At 65.5% G+C, this 14,931-nt stretch carries 14 protein-coding genes and 1 pseudogene; 9 read left to right on the top strand and 6 right to left on the bottom strand.

The window, feature by feature from the left end:
- Positions 1-9 precede the first annotated feature (9 nt).
- Positions 10-750, bottom strand: coding sequence for a TetR/AcrR family transcriptional regulator (locus C7401_RS08735; protein WP_112170973.1), 741 nt, complete (start codon positions 748-750; stop codon positions 10-12).
- Positions 751-945: 195 nt separating this feature from the next.
- On the opposite strand from C7401_RS08735, the gene C7401_RS08740 reads away from it, so the two are divergent.
- From C7401_RS08740 to C7401_RS08755, 4 genes are read left to right on the top strand one after another with little or no spacing between them, the layout of a single operon-like run.
- Positions 946-2,127, top strand: coding sequence for an isovaleryl-CoA dehydrogenase (locus C7401_RS08740; protein ID WP_112170974.1), 1,182 nt, complete (start codon positions 946-948; stop codon positions 2,125-2,127).
- Positions 2,128-2,152: 25 nt separating this feature from the next.
- A complete protein-coding gene (locus C7401_RS08745) occupies positions 2,153-3,760 on the top strand; it encodes a carboxyl transferase domain-containing protein (protein WP_112170975.1) in 1,608 nt (535 codons plus the stop codon).
- A gap of 18 nt (positions 3,761-3,778) precedes the next feature.
- Positions 3,779-4,567 (top strand): enoyl-CoA hydratase/isomerase family protein, encoded by a 789-nt coding sequence (locus C7401_RS08750; protein ID WP_112170976.1) that lies wholly within the window; start codon positions 3,779-3,781, stop codon positions 4,565-4,567.
- A gap of 31 nt (positions 4,568-4,598) precedes the next feature.
- Positions 4,599-6,608 carry an acetyl/propionyl/methylcrotonyl-CoA carboxylase subunit alpha gene (locus C7401_RS08755; RefSeq protein WP_112170977.1) on the top strand — a complete coding sequence of 670 codons (2,010 nt, stop codon included), beginning with the start codon at positions 4,599-4,601 and terminating at the stop codon, positions 6,606-6,608.
- Between the two features lie 151 nt (positions 6,609-6,759).
- On the opposite strand, the gene C7401_RS08760 is transcribed toward C7401_RS08755, so the two are convergent.
- Positions 6,760-7,605, bottom strand: a complete 846-nt coding sequence (locus C7401_RS08760) for a helix-turn-helix domain-containing protein (protein ID WP_112170978.1) — start codon at positions 7,603-7,605, stop codon at positions 6,760-6,762.
- 122 nt (positions 7,606-7,727) lie between these two features.
- A pseudogene (locus C7401_RS08765) lies at positions 7,728-7,832 on the bottom strand (carboxymuconolactone decarboxylase family protein); the annotation flags it as partial.
- A 327-nt stretch (positions 7,833-8,159) separates the two neighbouring features.
- Here C7401_RS08765 and galU point away from each other — a divergent pair.
- The 4 genes from galU to C7401_RS08785 all read left to right on the top strand — a co-directional run bounded on the left by galU (position 8,160) and on the right by C7401_RS08785 (position 11,792).
- Entirely contained in the window at positions 8,160-9,104 is a 945-nt protein-coding gene (gene galU, locus C7401_RS08770) for a UTP--glucose-1-phosphate uridylyltransferase GalU (RefSeq protein WP_112170979.1), read from the top strand.
- A 121-nt stretch (positions 9,105-9,225) separates the two neighbouring features.
- A complete protein-coding gene (locus C7401_RS08775; RefSeq protein WP_112170980.1) occupies positions 9,226-9,621 on the top strand; it encodes a VOC family protein in 396 nt (131 codons plus the stop codon).
- Between the two features lie 99 nt (positions 9,622-9,720).
- Positions 9,721-10,458: a response regulator gene (locus tag C7401_RS08780; RefSeq protein ID WP_112170981.1), complete on the top strand. Its 738-nt coding sequence runs from the start codon at positions 9,721-9,723 to the stop codon at positions 10,456-10,458.
- Positions 10,455-11,792: an ATP-binding protein gene (locus tag C7401_RS08785; protein WP_112170982.1), complete on the top strand. Its 1,338-nt coding sequence runs from the start codon at positions 10,455-10,457 to the stop codon at positions 11,790-11,792. Before C7401_RS08780 ends, C7401_RS08785 begins: the two co-directional genes overlap by 4 nt.
- Positions 11,793-11,905: 113 nt before the next feature.
- On the opposite strand, the gene C7401_RS44295 is transcribed toward C7401_RS08785, so the two are convergent.
- Together C7401_RS44295 and C7401_RS08800 are read right to left on the bottom strand one after the other, a co-directional pair.
- On the bottom strand, positions 11,906-12,679 hold the full coding sequence (locus C7401_RS44295; protein WP_146757894.1) for a hypothetical protein: 774 nt from the start codon (positions 12,677-12,679) through the stop codon (positions 11,906-11,908).
- A gap of 279 nt (positions 12,680-12,958) precedes the next feature.
- Positions 12,959-13,435, bottom strand: coding sequence for a carboxymuconolactone decarboxylase family protein (locus C7401_RS08800; protein WP_112170985.1), 477 nt, complete (start codon positions 13,433-13,435; stop codon positions 12,959-12,961).
- Positions 13,436-13,501: 66 nt separating this feature from the next.
- Between C7401_RS08800 and C7401_RS08810 the strand changes: the two genes are divergently transcribed.
- Entirely contained in the window at positions 13,502-14,008 is a 507-nt protein-coding gene (locus C7401_RS08810) for a MarR family winged helix-turn-helix transcriptional regulator (protein WP_112170986.1), read from the top strand.
- 15 nt (positions 14,009-14,023) lie between these two features.
- Here C7401_RS08810 and C7401_RS08815 read toward each other — a convergent pair whose 3' ends face one another.
- Positions 14,024-14,818 (bottom strand): CDP-diacylglycerol diphosphatase, encoded by a 795-nt coding sequence (locus tag C7401_RS08815; RefSeq protein WP_112170987.1) that lies wholly within the window; start codon positions 14,816-14,818, stop codon positions 14,024-14,026.
- Between the last annotated feature and the right edge of the window lie 113 nt (positions 14,819-14,931).

Below are 14,931 nucleotides of genomic sequence, written 5' to 3' on the forward strand. Positions count from 1 at the left end.
CGCGGCGCGTTATGCCGCGGGAGTCTTGCGCGCCGCGCGCTCGCGCTCCAGCCGGTGCAGCGCCTCGCCCACGTCCTGGCTGAACTGCGCGAGCGCGGCGAGCTCCAGGTTGGGCGGCTGGAGAGCCGACCAGAGGGCGTCCACGAGCCGGTCGGCGGTGGCGTCGATATCGGTGCGGCGGTTGGCGAGCGTCGCATCCCACAGCACGTGCTCCATCGGCCCGAACACCAGGGAACGCAACAGGCGCAGCGGCAGGTCGGTGCGGATCTGGCCGTTCTCCTGGCCGCGCGCGAGCACACGCATGAGCGGCGCCGTGTAGCGGCGCTGCATCTCGGTGAGCGCCTCGCTCAGGTCGTGGTGGCGCGTACGGCCTTCCGAGAGCACCAGCTCGCAAATGCCGGTGCCGCTTTCCAGCATCAACTGCAAATGCATGCGCACGATGAAAGCAAACTGCTGGCGCACGGTGCCGTCGCGCGGCAGTCCGCCTTCGATCGCCGCGATCGATTCGTCATACCAGTCGCCGATCACGCGCGCACACAACTCCCGTTTGCCCCGAAAGTAGCTGAACACAGTCGCCTCGGACACCCCGAGCCGCTGGGCGATCTCGGCCGTGGTGGCGCGTGCGTAGCCCTTTTCGGAGAACACATCGCGCCCCGCCTGGAGGATTTCGCGCACGCGCTGCTGCGACTTGCGGCCCGCCGGCTGGCGGCGCGACGCGGGCAGGACGGCTTTCTGGGCGTCGACTTGCATGTTGAGTTCGATTCAGTTTACGTCTGGGATGAAATCCATTATCGGTGAAATAATCGCGTGCAGACAAGGAAATTTCGTCTTTTCAAGAAGTTGAGCGACGCTCAAAAATACCTATTGACGTTAACGTAAATGTGGCGTGAAATGTGCGTCCATGGGGCGAGATAGGCCCGTACCGACGAATCCGAGGAGACTTTCATGAGCAACGTACCCGGTTTGCAGTTCCCGCTTGGCGAAGAAGTCGAAATGCTGCGCGACAGCATTGCAGGCTTCGCGGCGAAGGAAATCGCGCCGCGCGCGGGGGAAATCGACCGCACCGACCAGTTCCCGATGGACCTCTGGCGCAAGTTCGGCGACCTGGGCGTGCTCGGCATGACCGTCTCGGAGGAGTACGGCGGCGCGAACATGGGCTACACCGCCCACATGGTCGCGATGGAGGAAATCTCGCGCGCATCGGCCTCGGTCGGCCTCTCGTACGGCGCACATTCGAACCTGTGCGTGAACCAGATCCACCGCAACGGCACCGAGGCGCAAAAGCGCAAGTACCTGCCCAAGCTCGTCTCGGGCGAACATATCGGCGCGCTCGCCATGAGCGAGCCGAATGCGGGCTCGGACGTCGTGAGCATGAAGCTGCGCGCGGAAAAGAAGGGCGACCGCTACGTGCTCAACGGCACGAAGATGTGGATCACCAACGGCCCGGACTGCGACACGCTGGTCGTGTACGCGAAAACCGACCCCGAAGCGGGCTCGCGCGGCATGACGGCGTTCATCGTCGAAAAGGGCATGAAGGGCTTTTCGGTTGCCCAGAAGCTCGACAAGCTCGGCATGCGCGGCTCGCATACGGGCGAACTCGTGTTCCAGGACGTGGAAGTGCCTGAGGAAAATATCCTCGGCCAGCTCAACGGCGGCGTGAAGGTGCTGATGAGCGGTCTCGACTACGAGCGCGCGGTGCTCGCGGGCGGCCCCACGGGCATCATGGCCGCGGTCATGGACGCCGTCGTGCCGTACATCCACGACCGCAAGCAGTTCGGTCAGGCTATCGGCGAATTCCAGCTCATTCAGGGCAAGGTCGCCGACCTCTACACCACGTACCAGGCGTGCCGCGCGTATCTCTATGCCGTGGGCCGCCAGCTCGACACGCTCGGCAAGGACCACGTGCGCCAGGTGCGCAAGGACTGCGCGGGCGTGATTCTCTACACGGCCGAAAAGGCGACGTGGATGGCGGGCGAGGCGATCCAGATCCTGGGCGGCAACGGCTATATCAACGAGTATCCGGTGGGGCGTCTCTGGCGCGACGCGAAGCTCTACGAAATCGGCGCGGGCACGAGCGAGATTCGCCGCATGCTGATCGGCCGCGAGCTGTTCGCGGAAACGATGTAATCCTGAATGATTGAGGGAGGACAGGATGCCGGTTATCGAATCGAAGCTCAATCCGCGCTCGGAAGACTTCAAGGCCAATACGGCGGCGCTTGAGGCGGTGGTTGCGGACCTGCGTGAGAAGATCCAGAAGCTATCGTTTGGCGGCGGCGAGGCCGCGCGCGACAAGCACCTCGCGCGCGGCAAGCTGCTGCCGCGCGACCGCATCGCGCAACTGCTCGATCCGGGCACGCCGTTTCTGGAGTTCTCGCAACTCGCGGCCTACGGCATGTACAACGACGACGCGCCGGGCGCGGGCATCATCACGGGCATTGGCCGCATTGCGGGCCAGGAGTGCGTGATCGTCTGCAACGACGCCACGGTCAAGGGCGGCACGTATTATCCGGTGACCGTGAAGAAGCACGTGCGCGCACAGGAAATCGCGCAGGAAAACAATCTGCCTTGCGTGTATCTCGTCGACTCGGGCGGCGCGAACCTGCCTAACCAGGACGAAGTCTTTCCCGACCGCGATCACTTCGGCCGCATTTTCTTCAACCAGGCGAATCTTTCCTCGCAGGGCATTCCGCAAATCGCGGTGGTGATGGGCTCGTGCACGGCCGGCGGCGCGTATGTGCCGGCCATGAGCGACGAGTCGATCATCGTGAAGAACCAGGGCACGATTTTTCTCGGCGGCCCGCCGCTCGTGAAAGCTGCGACGGGCGAGGAAGTGAGCGCCGAGGACCTGGGCGGCGGCGACGTGCACACGCGTCTGTCCGGCGTGGTCGATCATCTCGCGCAGAACGACCCGCACGCGCTGGCGATCGCCCGTTCGATCGTCGGCAATCTGAACCGCACGAAAACGCCCCCCGTGGTGCTGCGCGAGCCGCTGCCGCCGCGCTACGACGCAAAGAGCCTGTACGGCGTGATTCCCGTGGACACGCGCAAGCCCTTCGACGTGCGCGAGGTGATCGCGCGCATCGTGGACGACTCCGCCTTCGACGAATTCAAGGCGCGCTACGGCACCACGCTCGTGACCGGCTTCGCGCACATCTGGGGCCACCCGGTGGGCATCGTCGCGAACAACGGTATCTTGTTCTCCGAATCGGCGTTGAAGGGCACGCACTTTATCGAGCTGTGCTGCCAGCGCAAGATCCCGCTCGTATTCCTGCAAAACATCACGGGCTTCATGGTGGGCCGCAAGTACGAGAACGAAGGCATTGCGCGCAATGGCGCGAAGATGGTGACGGCGGTGGCCACGGCGAAGGTGCCGAAGTTTACGGTCATCATCGGCGGCTCGTTCGGCGCGGGCAATTACGGCATGTGCGGCCGCGCGTATTCGCCGCGCTTTCTCTGGATGTGGCCGAACGCGCGCATTTCGGTGATGGGCGGCGAGCAGGCCGCATCCGTGCTCGCCACGGTGCGCCGCGACGGCATCGAGGCGAAGGGCGGCACGTGGAGCGCCGACGAAGAAGAGGCGTTCAAGCAGCCGATTCGCGACCAATACGAACTTCAGGGCCATCCGTATTACGCCAGCGCGCGCCTGTGGGACGACGGCGTGATCGACCCGGCGCAAACGCGCGACGTGCTCGGTCTCGGCCTGTCGGCGACGATGAACGCGCCGATCGAGGACACGCGCTTCGGCGTGTTCCGCATGTGATGCATTGAGGACCAGACGATGCAATACGAAACGCTCACCGTGGAAGTCGCCGGGCATGTGGCGACCGTCACGCTCAATCGCCCCGACGTGCGCAACGCGTTCAACGAGACGATGATCGCCGAGGTAACGGCGGCCTTCACCGCGCTCGGCACGCGCGACGATGCGCGCGCGATCGTGCTCGCCGGCAACGGCAAGGCTTTTTGCGCGGGCGCCGACCTGAACTGGATGCGCAAGATGGCGGGCTATTCCGACGAGGAGAATCGCGCGGACGCGCTGCGCCTCGCGCACATGCTCTCGGCCGTGTATCGCTGCGCGAAGCCCGTGGTCGCGCGCGTGCATGGCGACGCCTACGCGGGCGGCATGGGGCTCGTGTGCGCCGCCGACATCGTGGTGGCGGTGGAAACCGCGAACTTCTGCCTGTCCGAAGCGCGCCTCGGCCTCATGCCCGCCACGATCGCGCCGTATGTGATCCGCGCGCTCGGCGAACAGGCGTCGCGACGTTACTTCGTCACGGCCGAGGCCTTCGACTGCGCGACGGCGCTGCGGCTCGGTCTCGTGAGCGAGGCCGTGAGCGCCGACGCGCTCGACGTCACCGTGCAGCGCATCGCCGCCACGCTGTGCGCGAACAGCCCGAACGCCGTGCGCGAATGCAAGCAGCTCGTGCAGGACGTGGCGGGCGAAACGATAGACGACGCATTGATCGAAGACACCGCTGTTCGCATCGCGCGGATTCGCGCGAGCGAAGAGGGCCGCGACGGCGTGTCGTCGTTCCTTGAAAAGCGCACGCCGCGCTGGCGCGCCGAATAAGGCCGCCGCAGCGATATAGCGAGGACATCACATGTTCAACAAGATCCTGATCGCCAACCGGGGCGAAATTGCATGCCGGGTCGCGGCCACCTGCCGCCGGCTCGGCGTGAAGAGTGTGGCTGTGTATTCGGACGCCGACGCCAACGCCAAGCACGTCGCCGCCTGCGACGAAGCCGTGCATATCGGCGAGGCGGCCGCCGCGCAAAGTTATCTGCGCATCGAGCGCATCATCGAGGCTGCGCTCGCCACGGGCGCACAGGCCATTCACCCCGGCTACGGCTTTCTTTCGGAGAACGAAGACTTCGCCGATGCCTGTGAAGCGGCCGGTATCGTGTTTATCGGGCCGCCGGTCGACGCCATCGCGGCGATGGGTTCGAAGGCGGCAGCCAAGGCGCTGATGCACGCGGCGGCCGTGCCGCTCGTGCCGGGCTACCACGGCGACGACCAGGACGCGGCGCTGTTGCAGCGCGAAGCCGACGCGATGGGCTACCCCGTGCTGCTCAAGGCGAGCGCGGGCGGCGGCGGCAAGGGCATGCGCGTGGTCGAGCGCAGTGAGGATTTCGCGGCCGCACTCGCCTCGTGCAAGCGCGAGGCGGCCAGCAGCTTCGGCAACGACCGCGTGCTGATCGAGAAGTACCTCACGCGGCCGCGCCACGTGGAAGTGCAGGTGTTCGCCGACAAGCACGGCGGCGCGGTCTACCTGTTCGACCGCGACTGCTCGGTGCAGCGCCGTCACCAGAAGGTGCTGGAAGAAGCGCCCGCGCCGGGGCTCGAAGACCACGTGCGCCGTGCCATGGGCGAGGCGGCGGTGGCCGCCGCGCGCGCGGTGCAATACGTGGGCGCGGGCACCGTCGAATTCATCATGACGGGCGCGGACTTCTACTTCATGGAGATGAACACGCGCCTTCAGGTCGAACACCCGGTGACGGAAATGGTCACGGGCCTCGATCTCGTCGAGTGGCAGTTGCGCGTGGCCGCGGGTGAGCCGCTGCCCCTCGAACAGTCGCAGCTTGCGATCACGGGGCACGCGCTCGAAGCACGCATCTACGCGGAGAATCCGGCGCGCGGCTTCCTGCCCTCCACGGGCACGCTCAAGCATCTGCGCATGCCTGAGGGTGTCGAGTTCAGCCTTGGCGACGCGGGCCGGCGCGCGGGCGTGCGCATCGACAGCGGCGTGCGCGAGGGCGACACCATCACGCCGTTCTACGATCCCATGATCGCGAAGCTGATCGTGCACGGCGCGACGCGCGAAGAAGCGCTCGCGCGCATGGAGCGCGCGCTCGAAGGATGCGAGGTGGTCGGGCCGCATACGAACGTTGAGTTCCTGCACCGGCTCGTGACCTGCGAGCCGTTTGCGAGCGCCGATCTCGATACGGGCCTGATCGAGCGACATCACGACGCGCTGTTCGCGCCGAAGCACAAGCCGGTGCGCGAAGCCCTGGCGCTGGCTTGCGCGGCGTTGCTCGGCCGCGAAGGCGGCAAGGGTACAGGTGCGTCGCCGTGGCAGTCGCTTGCGCACTGGCGGTTGAACAGCGGCTTCGCGCAGTCGCTCGCGTGGCGCGACGTGGAAAGCGACACCGCGTTCGCGGTCGCGCACACGCACGACGGCGGCAACGAGACGCTGGCCTGCGCCGGACGCACGGAGCGCTACTCGTGGTGGCGCGGCCAGGGTGCGGACGCGTACGGCGCGACCATTGGCGACACGCGGGTGACCGGCCGGGTGTTCATCGACGGCGACGTGTTCCATGTATTTTGCCTTGGCAGCACGCTGGCATTCGAATGGCAGAACCTGCTCGCACACGCCGCCGACGCGGAACATGGCGAAGGCCGTCTGACTGCGCCCATGCCCGGCAAGGTGATCGCCGTGCTGGTGGAGCCGGGTGCGGTGGTGGAGAAGGGCGCGCCGCTCATCGTCATGGAGGCGATGAAGATGGAGCACACGATCGGCGCGCCGACGGCCGGCAAGGTCACCGAAGTGCTGTACGGCGTGGGCGACCAGGTGGCGGACGGCGCACAGTTGCTGGTGCTCGAAGCGGCTTGATCCGCCTGGCGCGCTTGTATCGCTTCGATTGCTTGTATCGCTTGTATCGCGCGGCCCAATGAGTTCTCACCGGCCTCCCTGTGGCCGGCGAACGATGTGAGAGTCGTACCCTGTGGCGCTCCGTTTCGGCGGAGCGCTTTTTTTTCGTGACTCAGCGCGCCTTTGCGTGCGCGGCCATCAAGGCCTGATGGCGTGCTTCGGTCGCGTCGTCGGCGGGAAACATGCTTTCGAGGCGCAACTCCTGCGCGGCGACATGTTGCGGCGTGCCGATGCTCGTCACCATTGAAAAATAGCGAAGCACCTGGCCTTCGTGAACGAAGCCAAGCGGGATGACGGGCATCGTTGGCGTAGCGCCCGGCCCGTGGTGGACTCTCCAGTCGCGCGGCACGCCGGGGTAGGCAAGCAGTTCGTCGAGCAGCGAGCGGGTGCCGTCGTCGATCACGCCGCCGACCGATTCGCGATACACGCGTTGCAGCAGGCTACGCGCCACGCTTTCCCAGTCGGCGAGGAAAGGGCGCATGCCCTGCGGATCGAACATGAGGTGCAGCATGTTGCGCCTGCCCTCGCGCGCGGCCATGTCGACGAAGTGGCCGAACAAGCGCGGCGCCGCATCGTTGGTCATCAGCACGTTCCAGTGGCGGTCCATCACGATCGCGGGAAATGGTTCGTGCTGGCGGATCACGCGTTCGAGCGCGCGCACGACGCTGTGCATTTCCTGCGCGTTCCACGGCACTTCCGAATACACAGGCGCGTAGCCCGCGGCGAGCAATAGCGCGTTGCGCTCGCGCAGCGGCACGTCGAGCGCCTGGGCGAGCGTGAGCAGCGTATCGCGGCCCGGCACGCTGCGCCCGCTTTCGATGAAGCTGATCTGCCGCTGCGAAATCCCGGCTTCGAGCGACAGGTCGAGCTGACTCACGCTACGCACGTCGCGCCAGTAGCGCAACAAGCTGCCGAGCTCGCCTGGCGGCACCTTTGGGTCGGGACGGGTGGCGTTCATCGGTTTTTCCTCGTTGAGGCGCGTGACGATAGCGGATTCAGGCCGCGCGTGCGCGCCAGGCGAATGTCTCGAACTGGGCTTCGAGCGCCGGATGCGTCACGCTGCCGGTGTAGTTCGTGATTGGCCGCGATGTTCGGAATCATGCCGAACGTCTGTTGCAGTTGCCGGAGCACGGGTTGCGACTGGGCCGGTGCGGATTCGATCGTGTGAGCGGGATAGGCGGACATGCTGACTCCTGGGCGTTGAGCGCCGCTCGCCTGGCGACGCGACAGGCCAACCCTAGGCGCGAGCGCGCGGGCCGGCAATTACATGCCATGTAATCACGGCGCGGCGTCGAATCGCGCACGCGACGAAGAAACAGTGCCATCATGTAGCCAGGCGATTTGGCAGACGTTTAGGCGAAACCTGCAACCCTGCCGACGGTCTGAATTCCCACGTACCACATGGGGACGATGCGGGGTACGAACGCAAATCCCAATGCCAATTCCCATGCCCATGCCGATCCCGATCGCTCCCTGATCGCACCGCCCCTCTACCCGACAGGTGAGGTCATCATGCTTGGTGTTCGTAAAGCTGTGTTCCCGGTGGCGGGAATCGATACGAATTTTCTGCCGGCAACCAAGGCTAGCCCTAAGGAAATGCTGCCGGTCATCGACAAGCCGCTCATTCAATATGCTGTTGAAGAAGCCATAGCCGCGGGCATTACCGAACTGATCTTCGTCACGGGCCGAGGCAAGCGCGTGATCGAAGATCATTTCGACAAGTCCTACGAGGTCGAGCACGTGCTCAAGGCAAGAGGCAAGCAAAGTCTTGTCGAGCTTGTGCAGGGCATCAAGCCGCCCGAGGTCGAATGCGTCTATGTGCGGCAGGCCGAGCCGCTCGGGCTTGGCCATGCCGTGCTGTGCGCGGAGAAACTGATTGGCGACGAGCCGTTTGCCGTGGTGCTCGCCGACGATCTGCTCGACGGACAGCCGCCGGTTCTCGCGCAAATGGTGCATATCTTCAGCCACTACGATTCGTCGGTTCTGGCTGTTGAGGAATTCGAATCATATGACGCGTTGAGCCACGGCGTGATCGACGGACGGCGCTGGGACGAGAGAGTCATCAGCGTGAGCCGCATCATCGAAAAGCCGTCGCCCGAGCTCGCTCCCTCCAGCTTCGGCGTGGCGGGGCGCTACGTGCTCATGCCGAGCATCTTCCATTATTTGCGCGAGCTGAAGCCCGACGCGAATGGCGAGATTCAACTGACGCCCGCGATTCATTGCATGCGCAAGGAGGAGCAGGTGCTGGCCTATGAGTTCGTGGGCAAGCGCTACGACTGCGGCACCAAGCTCGGTTATGTGCAGGCGACGGTGGACTTCGCGCTGCGCCATGCCGAACTGCGAGACACATTCGACGCGTGGCTGCGCGAGCGCGTGGCGGGTGCGCAACTGGGCGTCTGGGCGTGCGGTGCGTTGCTCGACCAACCGGAGCAAGCAACGCGCGGGCTCGCGCATTAACGCGCGTGATTGAGGTGAACGATTGATGTGAACGGGTCGAAGCGTCGTTGAAACCGCGCAGCGCATTCGCACCAGGATACAGTACGGCGACGACTCGACCTCTGCACAGGAGACTATCGCGATGCCCGCAACCGTACTGCCGTTCCTGATGTTCCAGGGCGACGGCGCCGAAGCGCTGGAGTTCTATCTTTCCGTTTTCCCAGGCGCTGCGATCGAGCAGATCGAGCGCTACGGCGAAGGCGGCAACGCCCCGGCAGGGTCCATCAAGCTCGCGCGCTTTCGCATCGGCGAGCAAACGGTGATGTGCACCGACAGTCCCGTGAAACACGCCTTCACGTTCACGCCATCGTTCTCGTTTTTCGTAGAATGCGACTCGCAGGACGACGTCAGGCGACTCGGCGAGATCCTGAAGCAGGGCGGAGCCGAATTGATGCCGGTCGGCAATTACGGCTTTAGCACGCTTTTCACGTGGGTGAGCGACCGCTTCGGCGTGTCGTGGCAACTCAACTACGCATAGACGGCCCCCTGATTCTCCCCTTTTTTCGTGGCGGCGCAGGAAAGGAATGGTAAGAATAGGCGCAAGATTCCGGGTGCCGCGCTGCTTTAAAATTCCGGCATGAATCCCAGCGTCCTCATCGTCGACGACGATCCCGTCGTGCGCGACCTGCTGAGCCGCTTCCTGCGCTCGCACAATTTCGATACGGCCGTGCTGCACGACGGCGTCCACCTCCAGCGCCGCCTGGAGCGTGAACGACCGTCCATCGTGGTGCTCGACATCATGATGCCGGAGACCGACGGTCTCGAGGCCATCGCCGCCTTGCGCGCGGCGGGCGACGACATTCCCGTGATTTTCGTCACCGCGCGCGGTTCGGTGAGCGACCGCATTCGCGGGCTTTCGCTGGGTGCGGACGATTATTTGCCCAAGCCCTTCGACCCGCACGAGCTGCTCGTACGCATCCAGAACATCCTGCGGCGGCGCGGGCCCTCGACGGCGAGCGCGCCCGAGGCGCGCCGGCGCTACCGGTTCGGCGAATTCGAACTCGACTTCACGATGCGCACGCTGTCGTGCGGCGACACGAATATCGCCCTGCGCGAAAGCGAATTCGCGCTGCTGAAGGTGTTCGCCACGCATCCCTACAAGGTGCTTTCACGCACGCTGATTCACGACCTCGTCCATCGCGACGAGCGGGCCTTCCACGAGCGCAGCCTCGACGTGCCGATCTGGCGGCTGCGCCGCGTGATCGAGGCCGACCCGTCGAACCCGCTGCATATCCAGACGGTGCGCGGCAAGGGCTATGTGTTCGTGCCGGACCCGGCCACCTACACGGAGGCGCACGGCGCGCCAGTGCAGTGAGGAGTCCGCTGAATACGCTGTTCGGGCGCATGGCGCTGCTCTCGGCGGCCGTCTTGATGGCCGTGCAACTGGGCTGGTTCGTGCTGCTCGCGCGGCAGCCCCCGCATCATGAAGTGGATGGCTTCGCGCGCGGCATCCTGCTCGCGCTGCGCGCGGCCAGCGAGGACCACACGGACCCGGCGGACAGCGTGGGCCTGCCGCCCGCCGTGCATCTCGGCAAGTCGCTCGAACCGCCCAGGGACGGCGACCTGAGCGAAGTGCTGCGCGTGCGCCGCGTGCCCGCGTGGAACCTGCCTAAGGACGTGCATCTGCACGAGCCCACGCGCCGGCCGCTCGTCGAATTGACGCACCATCTGCGTGAACACTTGCCGCCCGGCACGCAGTTCGCCGTCGACGACGCGCGACCGCCGCAGCTCTGGGTGCGCTTTCCGGGCAGCGCCTCGTGGGTCGTCGTGCCCGTCGACATTCCGCCGCCGCCGCGTTTCGTCATCGAGGCGATCTCGATGCTCGTCGCGGCGCTCACGCTCTCGTTTCTTGCGGCATGGCAGATCCAGAAGCCACTCGCGAGCCTTGCGCAGGCGGCGCGGCGCTTCGGCACCGGCGAGCGCATCGCGCCGCTCGTGGGCGAAGGCCCGCGCGAGTTGCGCGAGGTGAGCGCGTCGTTCAACGACATGATGCGCTGCGTGAACGAGGCCGAGGACGATCGCGTGGTCATGCTGAGCGGCATCGCGCACGATTTGCGCACACCGCTCACGCGGCTCAAACTGCGCGCGAGCCTCATGGACGACGAGACTGAACGCAAGGGCATGTTGCGCGACGTCGATTCGCTCGCGCATATCGTCCAGCAGTTTCTGGAATTCGCGCAGCAGGCGCCCGACGCGGACCGCCTGATCGAAGTCGATGCCTTCTTGCAGCGCCAGTTCGGCAATCCCGACGAAATCGAAGACGGCGGCGGCCCGCTGTTCGTGCTCGATCTGCGCGCGGGTTCGCCATTCAGGCTGCCGCAGGTGGCGCTGGACCGGCTCGTGACGAACCTGGTCGAAAACGCGCTCGAATATGGCGCGCCGCCGGTCGAGATCGCGACCGCCATCGAAGATGGCGCGTGTGTGATCCGCGTGCGCGATCATGGCGCGGGCATCGAAGCGGACCGCATCGCCGCCGCCATGCGGCCGTTCGTGCGACTGAACGCGGCGCGCGGCGGCGAAGGCCATTGCGGGCTTGGCCTTGCCATCGTCGCCCGGCTTGCGCGCGACAACGGCGGCGTCTGTGATGTCGAGAATCATCCTGAAGGCGGCCTGATCGTGCGCCTGACCTTTCCTGCCACGCACGCCTGATACGCGCTGACGCAAAAAAAGCGCGCCTGGCCTTTGCAGGCTGGCGCGCAAATTGGCCAGGAAGCCAACGGGCCAACGCTTAGAGAAACGTGCGCTTGCAGACCTGATCGTGTTCAGGCCGTCGTGCTCACGAACAGGCCGCTCGCGGCGCCGTGTCCTTGCTGTTGCAGGTTGCTCGCGAGCGTCGTGAGGAACTGCTGTAGCTCGGTGTTCGTGTCGCTCGTCGAACTGCTCGACGATCCGCCCATGGCCGTCAACAGATTCTGGAAGTCCGAGGTCAGCTCGCTGTCCGTGCTGCTGCCGCTGGACGTGCTGCTCGTCGTGCTCGAATCGGAGGACGTGCTGCTCGAAGACGACGTGAGCGACTGCGCGAGGTTCGAGATCGCCGATGCCAGATCGTTGCCGTAACCGCCCGCCGAAGGCGGCATGGGCGGCGGAGGCGGCGGCATCATCGCTGCTGTGTTGTCCGTGCTGCTTGCGTCGGTCGTGTCGCTCGAATCGCTCGATGATGAGGATGACGAAGTGCTGGCGGTGCTTGCCGTCGTGGCTGCGGTGGCTGCCGTGGACGTGGCCGCCGACACCGTGCCGCTATCGCTGCTGTCGGTCGTGCCCGTTGCCGCGAAACCGCTTTGCTGCGCGGCCGCCTGGAACAGCGCACCGAGGAATTGCTGAAGCGCGGCGGCCAGCGTATCGCTCGACGTGGATGACGTGCTCGACGTCGAATCGCTGCTGCTCGCTGTAGAGTCCGTGCCGGTGGTGCTCGTTGCGGTGCTCGTGCTGCTGTCCGTGCTCAGGCCGAGCGACGAGAGCGCAGAGGCAATAGCGGCGGCCAGCGGGTTGACGCTGTCCTGGTTCGATGAGGAATCCGACGCCAGCGGCGTGGACATCAGGTTGCTGCCCGAATTCTGGCTGTTCGCCTGGTAAGCCGCCCAGGTGGAATAAAGTGAATTCGAATTGGATAACGCGCTTATCGACATGTAAAAACCCCCCGGTGAATGTGCGATATGGTCGATTTCCGACCGAGGCGGCTGGTCGGACCCCTCAGTCGGCGCAATCCTATGCCGTCTCCCGCACCGGGTGGTGGCTTTGTAATTGGCGGAAAGGGTTCAGGCAAGAATCGGAGAGAAAATGGTCCGAATCCTTTCCATTGCTTTTCTTTCCTTTCCTCAACTTGCCTCGTCGCGCACCGGCGGCGCGAAACGCAGCGCCACTGCAATACGGTTCCACGCATTGATGTTCGCCACGGCGGCGGTAAGGAACGCCATCTGTTCGCCGGGGAATTGCTGCGCCACCTGTTGATAGAGGGCATCGCTCACGCCTTCGTGGAGCTTCGCACTCAGCGCTTCCGTGTAAGCCAGCGCCGCGCGTTCGCGCTCGCTGAAGAACGCCGGCGCCTCGTGCCACGCGGCCACGAGATCGAGCTTCGTGCGCGGCACGGCCTTGTCGCGTGCGATGTTGAGGTGATACTGGATGCAGAACGCACAGCCGTTGATTTGCGACGCGCGAATTTTCAGCAGTTCGGTAAGCGGCTTTTCGAGCCCGGAGGCGTCGACGGCCTGGCTCATGGCGGAGAGCGCGGCGACGACGGGCGCTGCGTCGCGCACGAACGTTTCATAGGCAATGCGGGGGGAAGTGCTGGACATGGCTGGACCTCGCGAGGTTTGGGCGGTAATATCAGAGCACGAACATCATATTCGAACTCTGACAATATGCGCAAGACGGCGAAGCAAGACACGACCGGCAGTGGGGATGATCGCGCGCCGGTCATCCCTGACGTTGGCGAAGGCAAGCGCGGCGAGGCCGGTTACTTCGGCTATCTGCTGCGTCAGGCGGGCGCGGCGCACCGCCTGCGCATGGAGCGCGCGCTTGCCGACCTCGGCATCACGCCGCCGCAATTCGTGGTGCTGACCCTGCTGGCGGCATACCCCGGCATCTCGGGCGCTGATCTCGCGCGGCTCGCGGCGCTCACGCCGCAAACCGTGAGCGTGATCGTCGCGAATCTCGAACGCGGCGGCGCGATCGAGCGGCGGCCGCACGCGGTGCACGGACGCATTCAGCAGATCGACGTCACGCAGGAGGGCCAGGCGCTCCTCAAGCAGTGCCGCGCGCGCGTGAAGAAGCTCGAAGCGCGTATGGCCGAAGGCTTCACGCCTGAAGAGGAGCAGGTGATACGCCGCTGGCTCGTGAGCGTGGCGCGCGAGGGCGGCGAGGCTTGAGTCTCGCGTGGGTCCTTACTGCGATGCACTTGTTGCTTTCGCGAGGCTGCACGAATGGTCGAGCAGGCCTTCCGCCGTGCCCGTGCCGCCTTCCACGTCCAGGCCGCTGTTGACGATGAGCCAGCCGTCGCGCTGCGCGTCGGGGCCTGCGCCCGTCACGAGTATCGTCTGCACGGCCATGCTCTGCTTCGGGTCCAGATCGCGCTGGACCACGCGAAACGGATTGTTGCGCTCGGAGAGGCTCGTCACGCGCGTCACGCGGTAGCGTGAGCCGTCGAGCGTGGTCCAGCGCCAGATGCCCGGCGCGATCGTGCCGTACGGCGCGAGCGCCTGGGTGATATCGGTGCGCATGCAATCGACGTGAATGTGTAGCTGATTTTGCGTGCGTTGCTGCGAGGAGTTGATTTCGAGGCCGAGCTGGTTGCCCGCGAGCGGCACGCCGAGCTTCGCCTCCACATGGCGTCCTGCCGCCCACGCGCCGACCCAGTATTCGGGCGCGCCGCCGTAGAGAATATCGGGGCTCTCGATGCCCGCCACGCGGTCGGTCGGAATCACGAGATATTGCGCGCGGCCCGCAATGTCCTTGAGCACGGCATAGCGCTTCTGGAAGTCGACGGTGGTGCAGGGGCCGGGCTGGCCCTTGTCGCGCATGTTGGGCACGCACTGACCGCCCACGACTTTCCACAGGCCGCCGGAGTCGACTGCGGAGAGGCGCACGCAGGCGCCGGTGGTGGCGAGCGCAACGAGCGCCGCGGCGGCTACGGTGAGCCGGGACAACCGCATGAGAGGAGAAAGACGCAAGGTGTGCATCGGTGCGAGGGGTTCGGGTTCGTTCGTGTGTGCTGTCGGGTGCGCCGGGGCACGGCGCTCGCCGCAGTGTAGCGCAAGGCGCGTGACAGTCTCGTGCGCCCGATGCCCGCGCG

The sequence above is a fragment of the Paraburkholderia unamae genome (genome assembly GCF_003268775.1).
Classification (GTDB): Bacteria; Pseudomonadota; Gammaproteobacteria; order Burkholderiales; family Burkholderiaceae; genus Paraburkholderia; species Paraburkholderia unamae.

What these genes read in the sequence shown, in the direction of transcription:
- C7401_RS44295 (WP_146757894.1), bottom strand. Translation starts at nt 12,679, where the DNA reads ATGTCCACGCCGCTGGCGTCGGATTCCTCATCGAACCAGGACAGCGTC.
- C7401_RS08810 (WP_112170986.1), top strand. Translation starts at nt 13,502, where the DNA reads ATGCGCAAGACGGCGAAGCAAGACACGACCGGCAGTGGGGATGATCGC.
- C7401_RS08800 (WP_112170985.1), bottom strand. Translation starts at nt 13,435, where the DNA reads ATGTCCAGCACTTCCCCCCGCATTGCCTATGAAACGTTCGTGCGCGAC.
- C7401_RS08745 (WP_112170975.1), top strand. Translation starts at nt 2,153, where the DNA reads ATGCCGGTTATCGAATCGAAGCTCAATCCGCGCTCGGAAGACTTCAAG.
- C7401_RS08750 (WP_112170976.1), top strand. Translation starts at nt 3,779, where the DNA reads ATGCAATACGAAACGCTCACCGTGGAAGTCGCCGGGCATGTGGCGACC.
- C7401_RS08775 (WP_112170980.1), top strand. Translation starts at nt 9,226, where the DNA reads ATGCCCGCAACCGTACTGCCGTTCCTGATGTTCCAGGGCGACGGCGCC.
- C7401_RS08760 (WP_112170978.1), bottom strand. Translation starts at nt 7,605, where the DNA reads ATGAACGCCACCCGTCCCGACCCAAAGGTGCCGCCAGGCGAGCTCGGC.
- C7401_RS08815 (WP_112170987.1), bottom strand. Translation starts at nt 14,818, where the DNA reads ATGCACACCTTGCGTCTTTCTCCTCTCATGCGGTTGTCCCGGCTCACC.
- C7401_RS08740 (WP_112170974.1), top strand. Translation starts at nt 946, where the DNA reads ATGAGCAACGTACCCGGTTTGCAGTTCCCGCTTGGCGAAGAAGTCGAA.
- galU (WP_112170979.1), top strand. Translation starts at nt 8,160, where the DNA reads ATGCTTGGTGTTCGTAAAGCTGTGTTCCCGGTGGCGGGAATCGATACG.
- C7401_RS08780 (WP_112170981.1), top strand. Translation starts at nt 9,721, where the DNA reads ATGAATCCCAGCGTCCTCATCGTCGACGACGATCCCGTCGTGCGCGAC.
- C7401_RS08755 (WP_112170977.1), top strand. Translation starts at nt 4,599, where the DNA reads ATGTTCAACAAGATCCTGATCGCCAACCGGGGCGAAATTGCATGCCGG.
- C7401_RS08735 (WP_112170973.1), bottom strand. Translation starts at nt 750, where the DNA reads ATGCAAGTCGACGCCCAGAAAGCCGTCCTGCCCGCGTCGCGCCGCCAG.